The 18,852-nt window shown below is 63.7% G+C and carries 14 protein-coding genes and 2 riboswitches; of the genes, 9 read left to right on the top strand and 5 right to left on the bottom strand.

Going from position 1 to position 18,852, the window contains the following annotated elements; genetic code table 11:
• The first annotated feature begins 46 nt into the window (after positions 1 to 46).
• Positions 47 to 270, top strand: a riboswitch (cobalamin riboswitch).
• Positions 271 to 406: 136 nt separating this feature from the next.
• From cobU to H163_RS0116970, 5 genes are all read left to right on the top strand, one after another.
• Positions 407 to 979: a bifunctional adenosylcobinamide kinase/adenosylcobinamide-phosphate guanylyltransferase gene (gene cobU, locus H163_RS0116990; protein WP_019965813.1), complete on the top strand. Its 573-nt coding sequence runs from the start codon at positions 407 to 409 to the stop codon at positions 977 to 979.
• Positions 976 to 2,121: a cobalamin biosynthesis protein CobW gene (gene cobW / locus H163_RS0116985; RefSeq protein ID WP_019965812.1), complete on the top strand. Its 1,146-nt coding sequence runs from the start codon at positions 976 to 978 to the stop codon at positions 2,119 to 2,121. Before cobU ends, cobW begins: the two co-directional genes overlap by 4 nt.
• A gap of 106 nt (positions 2,122 to 2,227) precedes the next feature.
• The gene (gene cobN, locus H163_RS0116980) at positions 2,228 to 5,983 is read left to right on the top strand and encodes a cobaltochelatase subunit CobN (protein ID WP_019965811.1); all 3,756 of its coding nucleotides are present in this window, start codon (positions 2,228 to 2,230) and stop codon (positions 5,981 to 5,983) included.
• A gap of 5 nt (positions 5,984 to 5,988) precedes the next feature.
• Positions 5,989 to 6,630, top strand: coding sequence for a cob(I)yrinic acid a,c-diamide adenosyltransferase (gene cobO, locus H163_RS0116975; RefSeq protein ID WP_019965810.1), 642 nt, complete (start codon positions 5,989 to 5,991; stop codon positions 6,628 to 6,630).
• The gene (locus H163_RS0116970) at positions 6,630 to 8,117 is read left to right on the top strand and encodes a cobyric acid synthase (protein WP_019965809.1); all 1,488 of its coding nucleotides are present in this window, start codon (positions 6,630 to 6,632) and stop codon (positions 8,115 to 8,117) included. The genes cobO and H163_RS0116970 overlap by 1 nt, the downstream gene beginning before the upstream one ends.
• 7 nt (positions 8,118 to 8,124) lie before the next feature.
• Here H163_RS0116970 and H163_RS0116965 read toward each other — a convergent pair whose 3' ends face one another.
• Positions 8,125 to 8,436, bottom strand: coding sequence for a hypothetical protein (locus tag H163_RS0116965; protein WP_244296089.1), 312 nt, complete (start codon positions 8,434 to 8,436; stop codon positions 8,125 to 8,127).
• A 147-nt stretch (positions 8,437 to 8,583) separates the two neighbouring features.
• On the bottom strand, positions 8,584 to 8,949 hold the full coding sequence (folB, locus tag H163_RS0116960) for a dihydroneopterin aldolase (protein WP_019965807.1): 366 nt from the start codon (positions 8,947 to 8,949) through the stop codon (positions 8,584 to 8,586).
• A gap of 245 nt (positions 8,950 to 9,194) precedes the next feature.
• On the opposite strand from folB, the gene H163_RS23080 reads away from it, so the two are divergent.
• The 4 genes from H163_RS23080 (at position 9,195) to H163_RS0116940 (ending at position 14,234) form a co-directional block, all read left to right on the top strand.
• Positions 9,195 to 10,166 carry a GGDEF domain-containing protein gene (locus H163_RS23080; RefSeq protein ID WP_147290406.1) on the top strand — a complete coding sequence of 324 codons (972 nt, stop codon included), beginning with the start codon at positions 9,195 to 9,197 and terminating at the stop codon, positions 10,164 to 10,166.
• Between the two features lie 181 nt (positions 10,167 to 10,347).
• A complete protein-coding gene (locus tag H163_RS0116950) occupies positions 10,348 to 12,360 on the top strand; it encodes an acetyl-CoA carboxylase biotin carboxylase subunit (RefSeq protein WP_019965805.1) in 2,013 nt (670 codons plus the stop codon).
• Positions 12,357 to 13,022, top strand: a complete 666-nt coding sequence (locus H163_RS0116945) for an HAD hydrolase-like protein (RefSeq protein WP_019965804.1) — start codon at positions 12,357 to 12,359, stop codon at positions 13,020 to 13,022. The genes H163_RS0116950 and H163_RS0116945 overlap by 4 nt, the downstream gene beginning before the upstream one ends.
• 60 nt (positions 13,023 to 13,082) lie before the next feature.
• Positions 13,083 to 13,240: riboswitch (FMN riboswitch) on the top strand.
• Between the two features lie 91 nt (positions 13,241 to 13,331).
• Complete coding sequence (locus H163_RS0116940; RefSeq protein WP_019965803.1) at positions 13,332 to 14,234, top strand: DMT family transporter; 903 nt, start codon at positions 13,332 to 13,334, stop codon at positions 14,232 to 14,234.
• A gap of 18 nt (positions 14,235 to 14,252) precedes the next feature.
• Here the strand turns inward: H163_RS0116940 and H163_RS0116935 are convergent, their stop codons facing one another.
• The 3 genes from H163_RS0116935 to H163_RS0116925 all read right to left on the bottom strand — a co-directional run bounded on the left by H163_RS0116935 (position 14,253) and on the right by H163_RS0116925 (position 18,842).
• Positions 14,253 to 14,909: a response regulator transcription factor gene (locus H163_RS0116935; protein WP_019965802.1), complete on the bottom strand. Its 657-nt coding sequence runs from the start codon at positions 14,907 to 14,909 to the stop codon at positions 14,253 to 14,255.
• Complete coding sequence (locus H163_RS0116930) at positions 14,906 to 16,672, bottom strand: sensor histidine kinase (protein WP_019965801.1); 1,767 nt, start codon at positions 16,670 to 16,672, stop codon at positions 14,906 to 14,908. Before H163_RS0116930 ends, H163_RS0116935 begins: the two co-directional genes overlap by 4 nt.
• Positions 16,673 to 16,763: 91 nt before the next feature.
• A complete protein-coding gene (locus H163_RS0116925; RefSeq protein WP_019965800.1) occupies positions 16,764 to 18,842 on the bottom strand; it encodes a c-type cytochrome in 2,079 nt (692 codons plus the stop codon).
• Between the last annotated feature and the right edge of the window lie 10 nt (positions 18,843 to 18,852).

The following is an 18,852-nucleotide window of genomic DNA, read 5'->3' as shown; positions in this document are numbered from 1 at the left end:
CCGCAGAGGTGCCCAAAGGGCGTCCTTGCTGCGCTGCCGCCAAGCCGTTACAAGGAGAAGATCAGGTTCCCCGGCGGGCCAAGCCCAAGGGGATGAAACGGGAATGCGGTGCGGAGCGACTCAATCCGGGGCTCCAAAGCCGCAGCTGCCCCCGCAACTGTCAGCGGAGAATCTTGCCGCCTCATGCCACTGCAAGGCCAGTCCTTGCGGGAAGGCGCGGCAAGGTGACGACCCGCGAGCCAGGAGACCGGCCTGATGCGTTGCAACCCCAAGGCCGCCGGGTGGGCGGACCGGAGGACCGGACATGATTTCTACTCCCCCAAATTGGGCGGATGGCAGGGCGGATCGCGCCCGCGCGTCCGCAAGAGAGCCTGACGCCGCCATGCCGCAAGCCAGCGGCTGACCCATGGCGCAGGCTGAAGGGCAGGGGGCCGTGTCTTCCGTTCTGGTGACGGGGGGCGCACGCTCCGGCAAGAGCAGATATGCAGAGCAGCTGATCCTCGAAAGCAGGCTGGAGCCCGTTTATGTGGCGACCTCCGCCGCGTGGGACGGGGAGATGGAGGCCCGCATCGGTCTGCACCGTGCGCGGCGCGGGGTAGAGTGGCGCACCATTGAGGACAAGGCCGGCATCGGCGCGGATCTGACCGGCGTGCTCCGGCGTGAAGCCTTGCCCGGACGGGCGGTGCTGGTTGATTGCCTGACGCTCTGGCTGACCAATCTGATGATGGCGGAAGCAGACCTTGCCGCCGCCACGCAGGCGCTTTGCGCGCTTGTGCCCTATCTGCCTGCGCCTGTTGTCTTTGTTTCGAATGAAGTGGGTCTTGGCATCGTGCCTGACAACGCCATGGCGCGTCAGTTCCGCGATGCGCAGGGCCGTCTCAATCAGGAGCTTGCTGCCGTCTGCGGCCGGGTGGTCTTCGTGGCTGCCGGTCTGCCGCTTCTGCTCAAGCCGTCCTCTCAACCGGATATCTTCCTATGACCGATTTTCAGACCCCTTCCGTGGCCAAGATCCCGGCCACCATCGTTACCGGCTTTCTGGGGGCGGGCAAGACGACCCTCATCCGCAATCTCCTGACGAATGCAGGCGGGCGGCGCATTGCGCTGATCGTCAATGAGTTCGGCGATATGGGCTTTGACGGCTCGCTGCTGGATGGCTGCGCCGATCCGTCCTGCTCTGCCGATGATGTGGTGGAGCTGACCAACGGCTGCATCTGCTGCACCGTGGCCGATGATTTCCTGCCTGCGATGGAAATGCTGCTCGCCCGCGAGACGCCGCCGGATCACATCGTCATCGAGACCTCGGGCCTCGCGCTGCCCCAGCCGCTGGTGCGCGCCTTCACCTGGCCCAGCGTCAAGACGCGGGTGACGGTGGATGGTGTCGTCACCGTGCTGGATGCGGCAGCTCTTGCCGAAGGGCGGATCGTGCTGGATGAGGAGGCCCTTGCCGCGCAGCGCGCTGCCGACGAAACGCTGGATCATGACAATCCGGTGGAGGAACTCTTCCACGATCAGCTCGCCTGCGCCGATCTGGTGGTGCTGAATAAGGCCGATCTGGTGGATGATCACGCGCTGGAGCATATCCGCGAGCATATCGCCGAGGACGTGCGCGCCGGTGTCGAAATCATTGCAGCTGAAAAGGGTTCGCTGCCCATCGATGTGCTGCTGGGCCGGTCCTCCGCTGCGGAGGATGATCTGGCCGCCCGCCGCGCGCACCATCATCACCACCATCATGACGATGATGACCACGATCACGATCACGATCACGATGATGACCATGACCATGACCATGACCATGACCATGACCATGATGATCATGATCACCACCATGACGATTTCGAAAGCCACGTGGTCATGGCGCCGGAGTTTGCCTCGCTGAAGGACATCGAGGCTGTGGTGCAGCGGGCGATGGCGCTGAAGGGCGTGCTGCGCATCAAGGGCGCGGTGACTGTCTCCGGCAAGGCCGCGCCTGCGCTGGTGCAGGCGGTTGGCCCGCGTGTCGAGGCCTGGTTCGCGGCAGGTGCCAAGGCACCCGGCAAGCTGGTGGTGATCGGTCTGAAGGGGCTGGATCTTGCGGCTGTTTCTGCTGCGCTTGCCTCAGCTGCGGCTGGACGCGCTGCCTGACCCTTCGTGGTGTGGACCCCCGCCGCCCCGCTCCTGACGCATCATGCGCAAGGGGCGGGACGCGGGGACAGGCACACCCAGTCTGAGCCTAATAAAGGCGTGCCAGATGCATATCCTCGCAAGTCAAACCCGGCGAATTGATGACGGCGGTGATGCCGTGGACCTCGCGCAGGATCCGGCTGATCTCGTGTTCCTGTCGGCGGCCGATACAGAACTCTCGGCTTTCGCCGCCGCGCATGCCTCCCTTGGCGGGGAGGTGTCACTGCGGCTGGCCAGCATTCTGGCGCTGACCCATCCCTATTCCGTCGATCTTTACGCGGAAAAGACGCTGGCCGGTTCAAAGCTTGTTGTGCTGCGGCTGCTGGGTGGAGCGGGCTACTGGTCCTACGGGCTCGACCGGCTGCGGGAGGAAGTCAACCGCAGCGGGTTGCAGCTGGCTGTCTTTGCAGGCTGCGACAAGTGGGACGAGGATCTGGCGGCCCTCTCCACCGTACCGGTGGACGCCGTGCGGCGGCTGTGGCGCTATTGCATTGAAGGTGGTGCAGAAAATTACCGCAATGCGCTGAGGTTTTGCGCTCATCTCATTGGCAAGGATCGGGAACCGCCCCTGCCTGCGCCCTTGCCGCGTGCGGGCATTTTTTTGCCCGGCCACACCGCACCGGGGCTTGATGATCTGACGGCGGGGTTTGCTGATCCGGCAAGGCCCGTGGCGGCGCTGGTCTTTTACCGGGCGCTGGTGCAGGCGGGCGAGACAGCGCCTGCCGAGGCGCTCTGCCGTCATCTGGAGGGGCAGGGGCTCAACGTGCTGCCCATCTTCGTTGCCTCGCTGAAGGATGCGGAATCGGCTGCCGTGCTGTCGGCCCTGTTCGAGGCGCTGCCTCCGGCAGTGGTGTTGAATGCGACGGCCTTTGCCGTTTCCAGTGGCGGACGCGTGCATCAGCCGTCACCGCTGGATGCGCCGGGCCGCCCGGTGCTGCAGGTGGTCTTCTCCTCCTCCTCGCGGGCGGGCTGGGCCGAAAGCACGCAGGGGCTCTCGGTGCGTGATCTGGCCATGCATGTGGTGCTGCCGGAGTTGGACGGGCGGTTGATGACGCGGGCGGTCTCGTTCAAGGAAGAAGGCATCCTTGATCCCGCCACCCAGTTCCGCCCCGTGCTTTTCAGGCCCGAAGAAAGCCGCATGGCCTATGTGGCCGCTCTTGCGGCAAACTGGGCGAAGCTGGGCGGCAAGCCCGCTGCCGCACGCAAGGTGGCGCTGGTGCTGGCGAATTATCCCAACAGCGACGGGCGCATTGCCAATGGTGTGGGGCTGGATACGCCTGCCTCCTGCGCGGCGCTGATCGCGGATCTGCGGGACGCAGGCTATGACGTGCCAGTTGATGCGCCGGTCACTTCCGAAACGCTGATGGCCCATCTGACGGCGGGCGTGACCAATGATATCCATGGACGGGCCGGGCGCCGGGTGGATGTGCGTTTCGCGCTTGCGGATTATCGCAGGGCCTTCGCGTCCTTGCCGGAGGCGGTGCAGACACAGGTGACGGCGCGCTGGGGTGGGCCGGAGGGTGACCCTGCCGTGCGCGATGGCGCTTTCGAACTTCCGCTGACCCGCTTTGGCAGCGTCTATGCCGGCATTCAGCCCACGCGCGGCTACAACATCGACCCCAAGGCGACCTATCACGATCCGGATCTGGTGCCGCCGCACAACTACTTTGCCTTCTACATCTGGCTGCGCGAGGTGGCCGGTATCGATGCCGTCGTCCATCTCGGCAAGCATGGCAATCTGGAATGGCTGCCGGGCAAGGCGCTGGCGCTGTCCGAAGAATGCTACCCGGAAGCCGTGCTGGGGCCTGTGCCGAACGTCTATCCTTTCATTGTCAATGATCCGGGCGAGGGCATGCAGGCCAAGCGGCGGGCCTCTGCCGTTATCGTCGATCATCTGACGCCGCCGCTGACGCGGGCCGAAAATTATGGCGTTGCCAATGAAATGGAAAACCTGCTCGATGAGTACTATCTCGCCAGCGGTGTTGATCCGCGCCGGCAGAAGGTGCTGACGCGGGACATTCTGGAGCTTGCTTCCGTTCACGGTCTTGATGCGGATATCGGCCTGACGCCGGACATGTGCGAGACGACCCGTCTGGCGCGGCTGGATGCGCATCTGTGTGACCTCAAGGAATTGCAGATCCGCGACGGGTTGCATGTGCTGGGCGAGAGCCCGCAGGGGCGGCTGTTGCATGATCTGCTGGTGGCGCTGGTGCGCGTGCCGCGTGGAAGCCGGGCGCAGGATGAAAGCCTGATCCGGGCATTGGTGCGTGATCTTCTTGGTGAGGCGCCGGAGTTTGATCCGCTGTCCTGCGATTTCTCAACGCCCTGGGCCGGGCCGAAGCCGGAGCTTCTGGCGGGCATGTCCGATGCCCTGTGGCGTTCTTGTGGTGACACGGTGGAGCGGCTTGAAAAGCTGGCTGTTCTTCTTGTCTCCGGGGAAATGAAATGTCCTGAACTGACTGCAACAACGTCTGTTCTTCAGGAGATTGAAGCCACTTTGCAGCCTGCCGTCGCAGCCTCAGGAGCTGCGGAAACGGCGGCGGTGCTGGCGGCGCTGGATGGCCGTTTCGTGCCGCCGGGTCCCTCCGGTGCGCCGACCAGAGGCCGGCCGGATGTGCTGCCGACGGGACGGAATTTCTATTCGGTCGATGTGCGCGCCGTGCCGACCGAGATTGCCTGGCGGCTGGGGCAGGCCTCGGCGGCGGAAGTGGCGCTGCGCTATTTTCAAGATGAGGGCGAGTGGCCGAAGGCACTGGTGCTGACCTGCTGGGGCACGGCCAACATGCGTACCGGCGGCGATGACATTGCGCAGGCGCTGGCGCTGATCGGCGCAAGGCCGGTGTGGGAACCGGGCTCCGGGCGTGTTACCGGCTTCGAGATCATGCCCCTGTCGGAGCTGCGCCGTCCGCGCATTGACGTGACGCTGCGCATCTCCGGCTTCTTCCGCGATGCCTTCCCCCATCAGATGGACCTGTTCACGAGTGCGGTGCGGGCGGTGGCCGCGCTTGACGAGCCGGAAAGCGCCAACCCGATGGCAGCGCGGGTGCGGGCCGAGCGGGCGGAGTTGCAGGCGAGGGGGCTTGCCCGGGACGATGCCTTTGCCGAGGCTTCCATCCGTGTGTTCGGCTCCATGCCGGGCGCCTATGGTGCCGGTCTTCAGGCGCTGATGGATGAGGGCATCTGGCAGGGGCGGGAGGATTTCGCCGATGCCTTCCTCGCCTGGGGCTCCTATGCCTATGGCGGCGGGGCGAAAGGCGAAGCTGTGCGCGAGCGCTTCGAGACGCGCCTGCGCGGCGTCGATCTGGTGCTGCACAATCAGGACAACCGCGAGCATGACCTGCTCGACAGCGACGATTACTACCAGTTTGAGGGTGGGCTCGCGGCAACGGTCGAGGCGCTGACGGGGGAGGCGCCCGTCAGCTATCACACCGATCATTCGCGGCCCGAACGGCCCGTGGTGCGGGCGCTGTCGGAGGAGATTTCCCGCGTGGTGCGCGGCCGGGCGGCGAACCCGAAGTGGATCGCCGGGGTCATGCGCCACGGCTACAAGGGCGCCTTCGAGATTGCCGCGACGCTGGACTATCTCTTTGCCTTCGCTGCGACGACAAGGGCAGTGCGCGAGCATCATTTCGATCAGCTTTACACCGCCTATATCGAGGATGCCGCCGTGCGGGAGTTTCTGGCCCATGCCAATCCCGCCGCCTACGAGGATATTCTGCAGCGCTTTGACGAAGCCATCCGGCGCGGGCTCTGGACGCCGCGCCGCAACTCCGTCCATGCTGGCCTCTCCAGCCAGCTCACATCCCAAGCCATGAGGGCCTGACCGCCGTGACCGAGACCGAGACCGACACCGGGATTCAGACCGAAGAAGACGTGAACGCCCGCCATGCCGAGAAGATGCGCAAGAAGAAGGCGGCGCGCGACAAGATCATGGCCACCAAGACCATCGAGAAGGGCCTGACCATCGTCCACACCGGCAAGGGCAAGGGCAAATCCACCGCAGGCTTCGGCATGGTGTTCCGCTCGCTCGGTCACGGTCACCGGGTCGGCGTGGTGCAGTTCGTCAAGGGCCGTCTCGACACGGGCGAAACCCATGCGCTGGAGCGCTTCGCCGATCTCGTCACTGTCAAGCGCATGGGCGAGGGCTTCACCTGGGAAACGCAGGACCGCCAGCGCGACATTGCTGCGGCACAGGAAGCCTGGGATGCGGCCAAGGAGATGATCACCAGCGGTGACTACCGGATGGTGCTCTGCGACGAGTTGAACATCGTGCTGCGCTACGATTATCTCGACATTGCCGAGGTGGTGGCGTTTCTGAAGGATGAGAAGCCGGAAGACGTGCATGTCGTCATCACCGGCCGCAACGCCAAGGATGAGCTGATCGAGGTGGCCGATCTCGTCACCGAGATGGAACAGGTGAAACACCCCTTCCGCTCCGGCGTGAAGCCGCAGGCGGGGGTGGAATACTGATGGCGCAGGCGGGCATCCGCAAGCCCGCCCTGATGGTGCAGGGCACGGGATCGAATGTGGGCAAGAGCCTGATCGTCGCGGGCCTGTGCCGCCACTTTGCCAATCAGGGCCTGAAGGTTGCCCCCTTCAAGCCGCAGAACATGTCGAACAATGCTGCGGTCACCACGGATGGCGGCGAGATTGGCCGGGCGCAGGCGTTGCAGGCCATGGCCTGCCGCATGCCGGCCACTGTGCACATGAACCCGGTGCTGCTGAAACCGGAGACGGATACGGGCGCGCAGGTGATTGTGCAGGGCCGCCGTTTCGGCACCATGCGGGCGCGCGAATATGGCTCGCGCAAGGCCGAACTGCTGCCGAAGGTGCTGGAGAGTTTCGCCCTGCTGTCGCAGGAGGCGGATCTTGTGCTGGTGGAGGGCGCGGGCAGCCCGGCGGAGATCAATCTGCGTCAGGGCGACATTGCCAACATGGGCTTTGCGCAAGCCGCTGACCTGCCGGTGCTTCTGTGCGGGGATATCGACCGGGGCGGGGTAATTGCCTCGCTGGTGGGCACCCATGCGGTGCTGGAGCCGGAGGAGCGGGCCCGCATCCGCGCCTTTTTCATCAACCGCTTCCGGGGGGATCCGTCGCTGTTCGATGATGGCCTTGGCGAGATCGTCCGCCGCACGGGCTGGGCCTCTGCCGGTGTGGTGCCGTGGTTTGCAAGGGCCGGGTTGCTGCCGGCCGAAGACGCGCTGGGACTTGAGGATGGCCTAGGCAACGGGCCGGTGAAGATCGCCGTGCCGGTTCTGGCCCGCATCGCAAATTTCGATGATCTCGATCCGTTGCGGCAGGAGCCGGGGGTGACGCTGGTGCTGGTGCAGCCCGGCCAGCCGCTGCCGGGCGATGCGGATGTGGTGCTGCTGCCTGGTACCAAGTCCACCATGGGGGATCTGGCTTTCTTGCGGGCGCAGGGCTGGGACATCGACCTTGCCGCCCATCACCGGCGCGGCGGGCGCATCATCGGGCTTTGCGGCGGCTATCAGATGCTGGGGCGCACCATTGCTGATCCGGACGGGATAGAGGGCAGGGCGGGCACGGTTGAGGGGCTCGGTTTCCTTGATGTGCATACGGTGCTGACGGCGGACAAGAAGCTCCGCGAGGCACAGGGCACCTTCCTGCCTGCGCAGGTGCCCATCTCAGGCTACGAAATCCACCTTGGTGAAACGTCAGGCCCGGATTGTGCAAGGCCTGTTCTGAGCCTGCGGGACAGTGCAGGCAGTTTGCGGCACGATGGGGCGCAGAGCGCTGATGGCCGGGTGCTCGGCACCTATCTGCACGGGCTTTTCACGGGAGACGCTTTCCGCGCAGCCTGGCTGTCAGGCTTCGGCGCGGCAGCGGAAGTCTCCTACACGGCGTCCATTGACGCGGTGCTGGATGAACTGGCCGGGCATCTGGCCCGGCACATGGACATGGACCTGATCCTGCGCCTTGCCCGGTCACGGGTGTGAAGGCAGATCAGTCATCCCAGCCGAAGCGGTTGTTGAAGGCCGGTTCCTGGCATTTGTAGGCCACAGGGCACTGCGGCGTGTCGCGCGTGGCTGCGGTCACGGGCACCGCCTCTTCCCAGCGGTCACAATAGCGCTGGTTGGCGACAAAGCGGTCATAGGTGACGGGCCCGGTGGTGAAGACCACGGCTCCGTTGCGCAACACGGTCTGCTGAGCCTCGGCGCAGGTCATCTGCCGCAGGTCGGGCCTGGCTGCCGCAACGCTCGTGCCAGCTGCAAGGACCGTCAGCGCAAGGGCGGCATGCCGCATGAATCCAGACATCATCATCTCCTTAAAGACGCGCCCGATCTTTCTGCTCCCTCAAGGAAGCGGCAAGTCCGGGGAAACACCTGCCGGTTTGAGATATAACGGTGCAACGGAACCTAGGTTCCCGCGGATGGAGGGCAAGGGCGGGACGGCCTGAGTGCGTTAACGATTGCGTGTGCGCTCCAGCTCGACACTGGCGCGCCCTTGCGCAATTGGAAGAGGCGCGCCCGGCTTGTGCACCCGCACCCGCACCTTTTCGATCCGGCTGTCGGCCGCCAGAACCGCCTCAATGATGGCCCCGGCGAGGCGCTCGATGAGATTGAAGCGGTTGTTCAGCACCACGCCTTCGATGGTCTTCACCAGCATGCCGTAGCAGACCGTCAGGTCATACTCGTCTTCGCGGCTGGCGGGCCCGAGATCGAGCCAGCAGCTCATGTCGACGATGAACCTCTGGCCCAGACGCATCTCCTCCTCGTAAAGACCGTGATAGGCGTAGAAGGCAAGATCTTCGAGGTGGATGGCATCCATGGAGGGCTCACAGGCTGGCGCCGCTGCAGATAAGGGCGGCAGGCCAGCGGGTGATAGGCGATTGGCCGGGGAAAATCCAGCGGTGTGCCGGATAAACGGGCCGAGGTGCTGCAAGGGTCAAAATTTGCTTTTTGGGCCCGCAGACGCTTTCAATTGCTCTGTTCAGGTTTATACTTGCAATTCTGCGAATAATTGCAGGGTTCTTCTACGTAAGAATCCTTATTCATGGTTGAAACTGAATTGCCTTGTTCCAACTGCGGGTGGCCATGTTCAAGGGAATGCCAGCTAGCGAGCTGCTGAAGTTGTTTCTTTCGCTCCCAGTCTCTGCGTGTTTGCTGGATAGGGATTTCCGTTATGTGGCAGCCAATCAAAAATATGCGGCGATGCTCGGGGTGGCTCTGGAAGGTCTTAAAGACAGGTGCGTCGGGGATTTCTGTTCACCTGAGATCGTGGCAAATGTACAACGGGATTTTCATTTCCTTTCCAATGGGATCGATGTCCCCGATCATGAGATCGAGTTCCGCGGGGCACATTATCTGGTCTCTGTCACCTTGCTGGCTCTTGAGGCGGCAGAGGAGTTTCCGGCGGTTTTCGTGACCTTGTCGGACATTTCGGGGCGCAAACGGCTTGAGATGGAGCTGGCAGAAACGAACTCCCGGCTTTCGGATGCCTACGAGAAGATCAAGCGGCTCGCTGCCACCGACCCGCTGACCGGTGTACTTAACCGGAATGGCTTTCAGGATTTGCTTGATATTGAGCTTGCCCGCTTGCAGCAGGGCAATCTGCCTGTTTCTCTTGGGTTGATCGACGTTGACTGGTTCAAGCGTTACAATGACACCTATGGTCATCCGGCAGGTGATACAGTCCTGCAGCGAGTGGCCAGCCTCATCTCCAGCCAGATCCGTAGCGGGTGTGATGGCGTTGCACGCTACGGAGGAGAAGAGTTTGTGGTTCTCATGCCGGGAGTCACTGGCCATCAGGCCTTTGAGATTCTCCAGCGCATCAATCTTGCAGTTGCAAGACAGGCTTTTGAGCACAAGTCCAGTCCGTTTGGACGTGTGACCATCAGTGCCGGAGTCGCTTTCCTCCCGTCTGGCAGCTGGGCCGGCGGCGGTGATGCTGTTTACAGCTTGCTGCTGAAGCAGGCCGATGAGGCGCTGTATGCTGCAAAGTCGGCAGGCCGCGACCGTGTGCATTTTTCCGGCTTGAACGGTTAAGACAGCTGGCGGGCCGGGGCTGCCCTGGCGAACGGCTGGCAATGCTGCACCGGCTCATCCTTTGGTGATATTGCGCCGCAGGTACAGCCCGCCTAAAACCCAAGGAAGGCTGACAAATATCGCTGGCAAACCGTTCATCACGCGACGGAACGGGCCAGTTGGACGCGGGAGCAGGCGAGGCATGTTTTCAAAGATCCTGATCGCAAACCGGGGCGAAATCGCCTGCCGGGTCATCAAGACCGCGAAGCGCATGGGCATCAGGACCGTAGCCGTCTATTCCGACGCGGACCGGGACGCCCTGCATGTTGAGATGGCCGACGAGGCGGTGCATATCGGCCCGGCTGCGGCTTCCGAGTCCTATCTGGTGATGGACAAGATCATCGCCGCCTGCAAGCAGACCGGCGCAGAGGCCGTGCATCCGGGCTATGGCTTCCTGTCCGAGCGTGCCGCTTTCCCGGCAGCACTGGCGGCGGAAGGCATCGTCTTCATCGGCCCCAACCCCAAGGCTATCGAGGCCATGGGTGACAAGATCGAATCCAAGAAATTCGCCAATGCCGCCAAGGTCAGCACCGTGCCGGGCTATCTGGGAGTGATCCAGTCACCCGAAGAGGCCGTGAAGATTGCCGAGGAAATCGGCTACCCGGTGATGATCAAGGCCTCTGCCGGCGGCGGCGGCAAGGGCATGCGCATTGCGTGGAACGCGGGCGAAGTGCATGAGGGCTATGCCCGTTCCAAGTCGGAGGCTGCGTCCTCCTTTGGTGATGACCGCGTCTTTATCGAGAAGTTCATCCAGAACCCGCGCCATATTGAAATTCAGGTGCTGGGCGACAAGCATGGCAACGTGATCTATCTGGGTGAGCGTGAATGTTCGATCCAGCGCCGAAATCAGAAGGTCATTGAGGAGGCCCCGTCGCCGCTGCTGGACGAGGCGACGCGCCGCGCCATGGGCGAGCAGGCCGTGGCCCTTGCCAAGGCCGTGAATTACGACAGCGCCGGCACAGTGGAATTTGTCGCCGGGCAGGACAAGAGCTTCTTCTTCCTCGAAATGAACACCCGCCTGCAGGTGGAGCATCCGGTGACGGAACTGATCACCGGCATTGATCTGGTCGAGCAGATGATCCGCGTTGCCGCCGGTGAAAAGCTCTCCATCGGCCAGTCCGATGTGAAGCTGAACGGCTGGGCCGTGGAAAGCCGCATCTATGCGGAAGACCCGTACCGCAATTTCCTCCCTTCCATCGGCCGGCTGGTGCGCTACAGCCCGCCGGAGGAGAAAGTGAGCGATGGCGTGACCGTGCGCAATGACACGGGCGTGGTCGAGGGCTCGGAAATTTCCATGTTCTACGACCCGATGATCGCCAAGCTGATCACCCATGCGCCGGACAGGGCGGGTGCGATCGAGGCCATGTCCGAAGCGCTCGACGCCTTCTATGTCGATGGCATCCAGCACAACGTGCCTTTCCTGACCTCGCTGATGAACCATCCGCGCTGGCGCGCAGGAACCCTCTCCACCGGCTTCATCGCCGAGGAATATCCGGACGGCTTTGCCCCGGCGGAGCCGGATGCGGCCGCGCTGGAGACGCTGGCCGCCGTGGCGCTGACCATGGAAACCCTGCGGCGCGAGCGGCTGGACCATCTGCCGGGCCGCCTGCGCCCGCATTCGGGTGCGGTGCGCGAAGCCTGGACCGTGAAGATCGGCAAGGCCTATATCCCCGTGCGCCTGACTGAAGGCTATCCCGGCACGCCCATCGAGATGGACATTGCCGTGGGCGAGGGCGCGCCGGTCACGGTCACCTCCAGCTGGGTGCCGGGGGATATGTTGTGGAATGGCACGGTGGGCGGCAAGCGCGTCACGGTGCAGGTGCGCCCGGTGCGCAGCGGCTACCGGCTCGACTGGCAGGGCTTCTCCGTCATCGCCCGCGTCATGACCCCGCGCACGGCGGAGCTGGATGCGCTGATGCCGGAGAAGCTGCCGCCGGACACCTCCCGCCTGCTGCTGTGCCCGATGCCGGGCCTCGTCGTCTCCATCGCCGTCACCGAAGGGCAGGAGGTGAAGGCGGGTGAGCAACTGGCCATCGTCGAAGCCATGAAGATGGAAAACGTGCTTCGCGCCGAACGTGACTGTGTTATCTCCTCGATCAAGGCCAAGCCCGGCGACAGCCTGGCGGTGGATGCCGTGATCATGGAGTTTGAATGACGCAGTCCTCTGGCGGGATCGATACGGTCCTGTTCGATCTGGACGGAACCCTGACCGATCCTTTTGCCGGGATCACGCGGTCCATCCAGCATGCCCTTGCAGCCCTGGGTGCCGTTGTGCCGCCAGCCGAAGAGCTGGGCTGGTGCATCGGCCCTCCGCTGTGGGACAGCTTTGCTGTTCTGCTCAACAGCAGCGACAGGGCACTGCTGGACCGGGCTGTGGCGCTTTACCGCGAGCGCTACACGGCCACCGGCCTTTTCGAGAACGAGCTGATCACCGGCATTGCGCCGCTGACCCGCAAGCTGTCTGAAGCTGGTTTCTCACTTTATGTCGCTACCTCCAAACCTCACGCCTATGCGGGCAAGATCGTCGAGCATTTCGGCCTGATGCCGGATTTCATCCGCGTCTATGGCTCGGAGCTGGATGGCACGCGCTCGACCAAAGCGGAGCTGATCGCCTATCTTCTTGCGAAGGAAGGGCGTTCGCCGGAGCAGTGCGTCATGATCGGTGACCGCAAGCACGACCTGATCGGCGCCAATGCCAACGGCTTGCGCAGCATCGGCGTGCTCTGGGGCTACGGCTCGCGCGAGGAGCTGGAGGCGGAGAAGCCTGCCCTGATTGCCGCCGAACCTGCCGGTATCGGCAGCTGGCTTTCAGTCTGACTGAAAAATCCTGATCTGCCCCCTTGCATCGGCAGGGCAGGCGGGTCTATGCCTTGTCACAGAAGTTCTCGGGGCGGGGTGCAATTCCCCACCGGCGGTATCAGGCAGGCTCGTTTCTGTCTGGAGCCCGCGAGCGCCTCTCCGGTTTGCCGGAGAGGGTCAGCAGATCCGGTGCGATGCCGGAGCCGACGGTATAGTCCGGATGAAAGAGAGCTTGTGCGCCAGCTGGTCCGCCCGCCGCAAACGGGTGCTGCTTGCCATGCGCATGATTGTCCCCGGGGACATGACGACAGCGTTGGAGCGCCGTGCATGTCCGCAAATACCTATTCACGTCAGCCGCTTGCGGCCGCCGCCTGTATGGTGGGGGCAGGGGCGTCCTTTGCCATCGTCAATCTTTGCCTGCAGGGCGCGACGATGCTGCACGGGCTGCCTGCCTCAAGCGCGGCTTTCTGGCAGTATTTTGTCGCCTTCCTCTTCGCCCTGCCGCTGGTGCTGCGCGGCGGGCTGAGGCGTTTCACCATGCGCCGCCCCGGCCTGCATGCGCTGCGTGTGGTGCTGGCCGTCGGCGGGGTGCAGGCCTGGGCCTTCGGTCTGGCCCATGTGCCGATCTGGCAGGCGATTGCGCTGGTGATGACTTCGCCGTTCTTCGTCATCGCCGGAGCGCGGCTGTTTCTGGGCGAAGCCGTCAGTCCGCTGCGCTGGCTGGCAACGCTCACCGGCTTTGCCGGTGGCATGATCCTGCTGGCGCCCTGGTCGGATGACTTCGTGCTGGCAAGCCTTCTGCCGGTTCTGGCGGCCGCCCTGTGGGGCGGGGCCTCGCTTGTCACCAAGCGCCTGACCGGTGAGGAAGAGCCTGAAACGGTGACCCTCTTCCTCCTGATGCTGCTGACGCCCGCCAACGGGCTGATGGCGCTGGCCGATGGCGGCACGGTGCTGCCGCAGGGCTGGGGCATTGGTCTGGCGCTGGGCGCCGGGCTCTTCACCGTCAGCGCCAACTATCTGCTGACGCTCGCCTATGCTCGCGCAGACGCCACCTTCGTGCAACCCTTCGATCACCTGAAGCTGCCGCTGAACATTCTCGCCGGCTGGCTCGCCTTCGGCTTTGCGCCGGAAGGTTACCTGTGGCCCGGTGCGGCGCTGATCCTTGCCGGGTCTTTCCTCGTTCTGGCCGACGAAAGACGCTCAGGCCGCCTGACGGCACAGGCAGCCTGAGATCCGTGAGAGTGCATCCTACTGGGTCTGCCCCAGATGGGGGCCTGTGCCGCCCCCATCAACGGAGCCGACCATCAAGGCGAGTTCAGGCAGGGAGGCGGCTTCCATCTTGGTCATGACGGAGGCGCGGTAGGCCTCGATGGTCTTGATCGACAGGTCGAGTTCATAGGCGATGATCTTGTTCGACTTGCCGGCGAGAATACCGTCCAGCACTTCGCGCTCCCGCCGCCCGAGCCTTGCCAGCCGCTCCTGAATGGTGCGGCGGCGGGCGTTGCGGGCGAGGTTGTCCTGCGACTGGCGGATGGCTGCCGTGACCACATCGAGCAGGTTCTGTTCCTTGAAGGGCTTTTCGATGAAGTCGAAAGCCCCGGCCTTCAGCGCCTCGACTGCCATGGCCACATCGCCGTGGCCCGTCACGATCAGGATGGGCAGGGGAAAACTCTGGCTGGCAAGCCGGCGCTGCAGCTCCAGTCCGCTCATGCCGGGCATCCTGACGTCAAGCACCAGAGCTCCGGGCCGCATGCAGCTCTCCGGGGCGAGGGCCGGGAGAAGTTCGTCCGCTGACGCAAAGCTTTGCGTTTCAAGCCCGACGGAGGCGAACAGGAACGCCATGGACCGGCGCATGGCTTCGTCATCATCGACGATCAGCACGAGGGGCAGGCCAGTTTCGCTCATTCGTCAGTCTCCCGGGAAACGGGCAGGGTAAAGTGCATGCTCAGCCCGCCGCCTGCTTCGTTCGCGGCCCAGAGCCGCCCGCTGTGATTTTCAACGATGGTGCGGCAGATCGACAGTCCAAGCCCCAGCCCCTTCGCCTTGGTGGTGAAGAACGCATCGAACAGATGCGCCTCTACCTCTGCCGTCAGGCCGGTGCCATGGTCACGCACCGCGATTTCCACGGCATCACCGGTATGGCGCGCCGTCACCTTGATGCCGCGCTCCCGGCCTCCGGTTTCTGTCATCGCATCCAGCGCATTCTGCAGGAGATTGAACAGCACCTGCTCGATCTGGATACGGTCGGCATAGACTTGCGGCAGATCCGTGCCTGGATGGACATGCAGCGGCACCCCAAGACGCAGCGCCGTGCCCTCAAAAAGGGGCAGTGTCTCGCGCAGCACCTCGTTCACATCGAGATTCTCGCGCCTGAACTCACGGCGGCGCACGAAGGAGCGGATGCGGCGGATGATGAGCCCGGCCCGTTCTGCCTGCCCGGCGATGCCGCGCACCCCGTCGCGCAGCAGCGCCGGGTCGGTGCGCCCGGCATCAATCAGCCGGGTCATGCCTTCGGCATAGTTGGTGATGGCAGCCAGCGGCTGGTTGATCTCATGAGCGATGTTGGAGGCCATCTCGCCCAGAATGCCAAGCCGTGAGAACTGGTCACGCTCTTCCCGGTGGGTGCGGGCCGTCTGTTCCGCCTTTTCGCGCTCCTGAATTTCCCGCGTCAGTTCTGCCGTGCGCCGCCGCACCAGTGTTTCCACGCGTGCCACGTGAATGATCCACCAGACCACCCCGAGACAGGCGGTCAGAAACCACTGCCAGTGCGCCCGCAGGAAATTGAGGAAGGTGGAGTGCTCCAGATTGGCGTAAGGCCCGATTTTCAGCTGACGGAACAGGGCATGCACGGAGGTGTAATCCTGCGGCGCGGTCCAGGCGCGGCCATCTGCCGGGGCCATGGACAACAGGCTTGCGGTCACGGCCTTTGCCAGATCCGGCGGCGTGCCGGCGAGCCGCGCAAAAGGCCAGTCCGGATAGAGGCGCGAGGACAGGCGGCAGGGAAAGCCGGGCTCCGGACGTTCACCCACCACCGCGAATTCATCCGGCGCCACCCGCCCGGCAGCAATTTCCTCTTCCAGAAGACAGGCGCGTATGATGCCCGCATCCGCCCGGCCCTTGCGCAGGGCGGTGATGACATTGTTCATAGGAAAGCCGGTTTCCAGAATGGTTGTGAGGCGGCGTGCTGGCAGGCCGTGGGCCTCCATTTCCCGCTGGATGACATGCCAGCCGCCGAAAGCATCCTTGTCCACGACTGCAAGCCGGGCGCCGGCAAGGCCGGAAAGCTGTGCCGGGTGCCGGGGCCGGTTCGCAACGATGATGGTAGAGCCGACCGTATCGGTCGGTATGGCATGGTTCCGGGTTTCGAGGGTTGCCAGACGGGTAATGCCGAAGCTCGACTCAAGCTCGATATAGTTTCCCGGGTTGGTGATGAGGAAGCCCAAGCCCCCGGCTCTTGCTGCCCTTTCCATGCCGGCAAGATCGAGCGGCACAAGGGTGAAGCTGTGTTCCGGCAGGCTCTGAGCGAGATGGGCAATCGTCGGCTCGAAATCCTTTGCCGCCCTTTCCGAGCCCTGAAAGGCAAGTACGCCAATGCGGATGCTGTCCGCCTGCGCGGGCAGCTGCGCGGCGGTCAGGGCAAGGGCAAGCAGGAACGGCAGGCGGATCATGGCGGTGAAACTGGCACAGGCAGCAGGAGAAGGCGATGTGAAAGACCGGCCGCGATGCGGCCGGTCCTCCTGATAATGCCTGGGCAAGGCATCAGTAACGGGCGTCTTTCGGTTTTCCTCCGTTTGGCCAGTCCTTTTCCTTGCCGGGAAAGTCTGGCCGGGGCTTGTGGCTGAAGAATTCGGCGACATCGAGCGCTTCCTGATCCGACAGGCCGCCCTGTCCGAGCGGGAACTTCTCGTGGAAGCCGATGGGCATGTTGCGCTTGACGAAGGCGGCGGCCGTGTAGGTGCGGGCCATGCCTGCGCCGATGTTGAACGAGCGCTCACCCCAGAGCGCGGGATAGACCACACGCCCTGCGCCATCCTTCAGGCCTTCGCCATTGGCGCCATGGCAGACGGCGCACTGGGCGGCATAGATCTTTTCACCATTCACCGGATCAGGCGTCAGCGACGGATCAATCTTGCCGATGCCCCGGCCTTCAACCTTGTCCTCTGGCCGGGTTTCGCCTTTCATCCAGTCGAAATAGGCAAGCATGGCCAGCATTTCTTCCGAGTCCGGCTTCAGCGGCTGGCCGTTCATCGAGCGGCGGAAACAGCCGTTGATGCGGTCGGCCATGGTGATTTCCCTGCCGGAACGGGGTGCATAACTGGGGAAGAAGGCCGAGACGCCGACATAGGGCGAACCATCGGCAACCGTGCCGGCATTCAGGTGGCACGAGGTGCAGTTGAGATCATTGCCGACATGGCCCGGCAGCAGCTTGTTCGTCTCCGAGTTGAGCCGCATGCCCAGAACCAGCTGGTCCTTGTCCGGCTCGTCAAGCAGGCTGGCGAGGCGCGGCGTCACGAATGTGGATGCATCGATCTTCGGATCGATATTCTTGCGGGCCTTCGCCACCTGCGCTTCGGTGACAGCAGGGGCACCGCCGCCCCAGTTCTCACGCACATAGCTGAGGATCTCTGCAATTTCCTTGTCCGTCAGCCGGGCGAATGCAGGCATGGTGTAGGTGCGTGGATATGCGTTGGTCGCCGCCGTTTCCCAGCCTGTCAGGGTAATGTGGATGAGGCTTGAGGGGTCTTTCGCTGTAATCGTGGGGTTTCCGGCGAGCGCCGGGAAAATGCCCCTCACGCCCGTTCCGTCCGGCCGGTGGCAATCGTTGCAGAACTGCATGTAGCCCAGACCGCCAGCGGTGTTGAAGGCCGCGTCCGGTGCGCCCGTGTAGACCGGTTCCGGCGGCAGCGGCCGGGGGTGCTTTGAGGGCAGCGACTTCAGATAGACCGCGATGGCGGTCAGGTCTTCATCGGTGAAATGTTGCGTCGAATGCAGGATGACATCGGTCATCGAACCGGAGACGGTTGCAAAGCGGTTCTGGCCGGTCTTCAGAAGCTCGACGGTGTCTTCCACGGTCCACAGGTCGCGCAGTTCGATGGCGTGCCAGTTTTCCACCTGTGCCCCGGCAAGGAACTGATCGCCATTGCGGCCCTTTTCCGTCATGGCGAGTTCGTTGAAGCCGATGCCGCGCGGGGTATGGCAGGCTCCGCAATGGCCAAGACCTTGCACCAGATAGGCGCCGCGGTTCCACTCCTCATCCTGGGCCGGGTCCGGCACGAAGGGTGTGTCATCGGCAAAGACGGCGTTCCAGTAGGCAAGGCCGAAGCGCAGGTTGAAGGGGAAGTTCATCTGCGCCGGCTGGTTTGGCTTCTCCACGGGCTCCAGCCCCTTGATGAGATAGGCCCACAGCGCCGTCATGTCCTCTTCGGTGATCTTGGCATAGGAGGGATAGGGCATGGCCGGGTAAAGGTTATGGCCATTTGCCGCCACGCCCTTGCGCATGGCGCGGTCAAATTCGCCGAAGGTCCAGCCGCCGATGCCGGTTTTCGGGTCGGGCGTGATGTTGGTGGACCAGATCGTGCCCATCGGGGTTTCTAGCGCCAGACCGCCGGCCATGGGTGCGCCGCCCTTTTCGGTGTGGCAGGCAACGCAGTCGCCAAGATACGCGATATACTTACCCCGTTCGATCAGGGCCGGATCAACGCTGGCGCCGAAGTCAGGCTCCCTTGCGGTGATGGCCGGGGGAATGGCCATCCAGATGGCTACACCGGAAGCCAGAACGGCGGCTGCGGCCGCAGCTGCCCCCAGCCGTTTCAGTTTCCTGTTTTTGCTTTCTTCCATGACACACGGA

Source organism: Pannonibacter phragmitetus DSM 14782 (genome assembly GCF_000382365.1).
GTDB lineage: Bacteria > Pseudomonadota > Alphaproteobacteria > Rhizobiales > Stappiaceae > Pannonibacter > Pannonibacter phragmitetus.
Note: the sequence above shows the minus strand (reverse complement) of the source record. Positions and strands in the feature narration are given on the sequence as shown.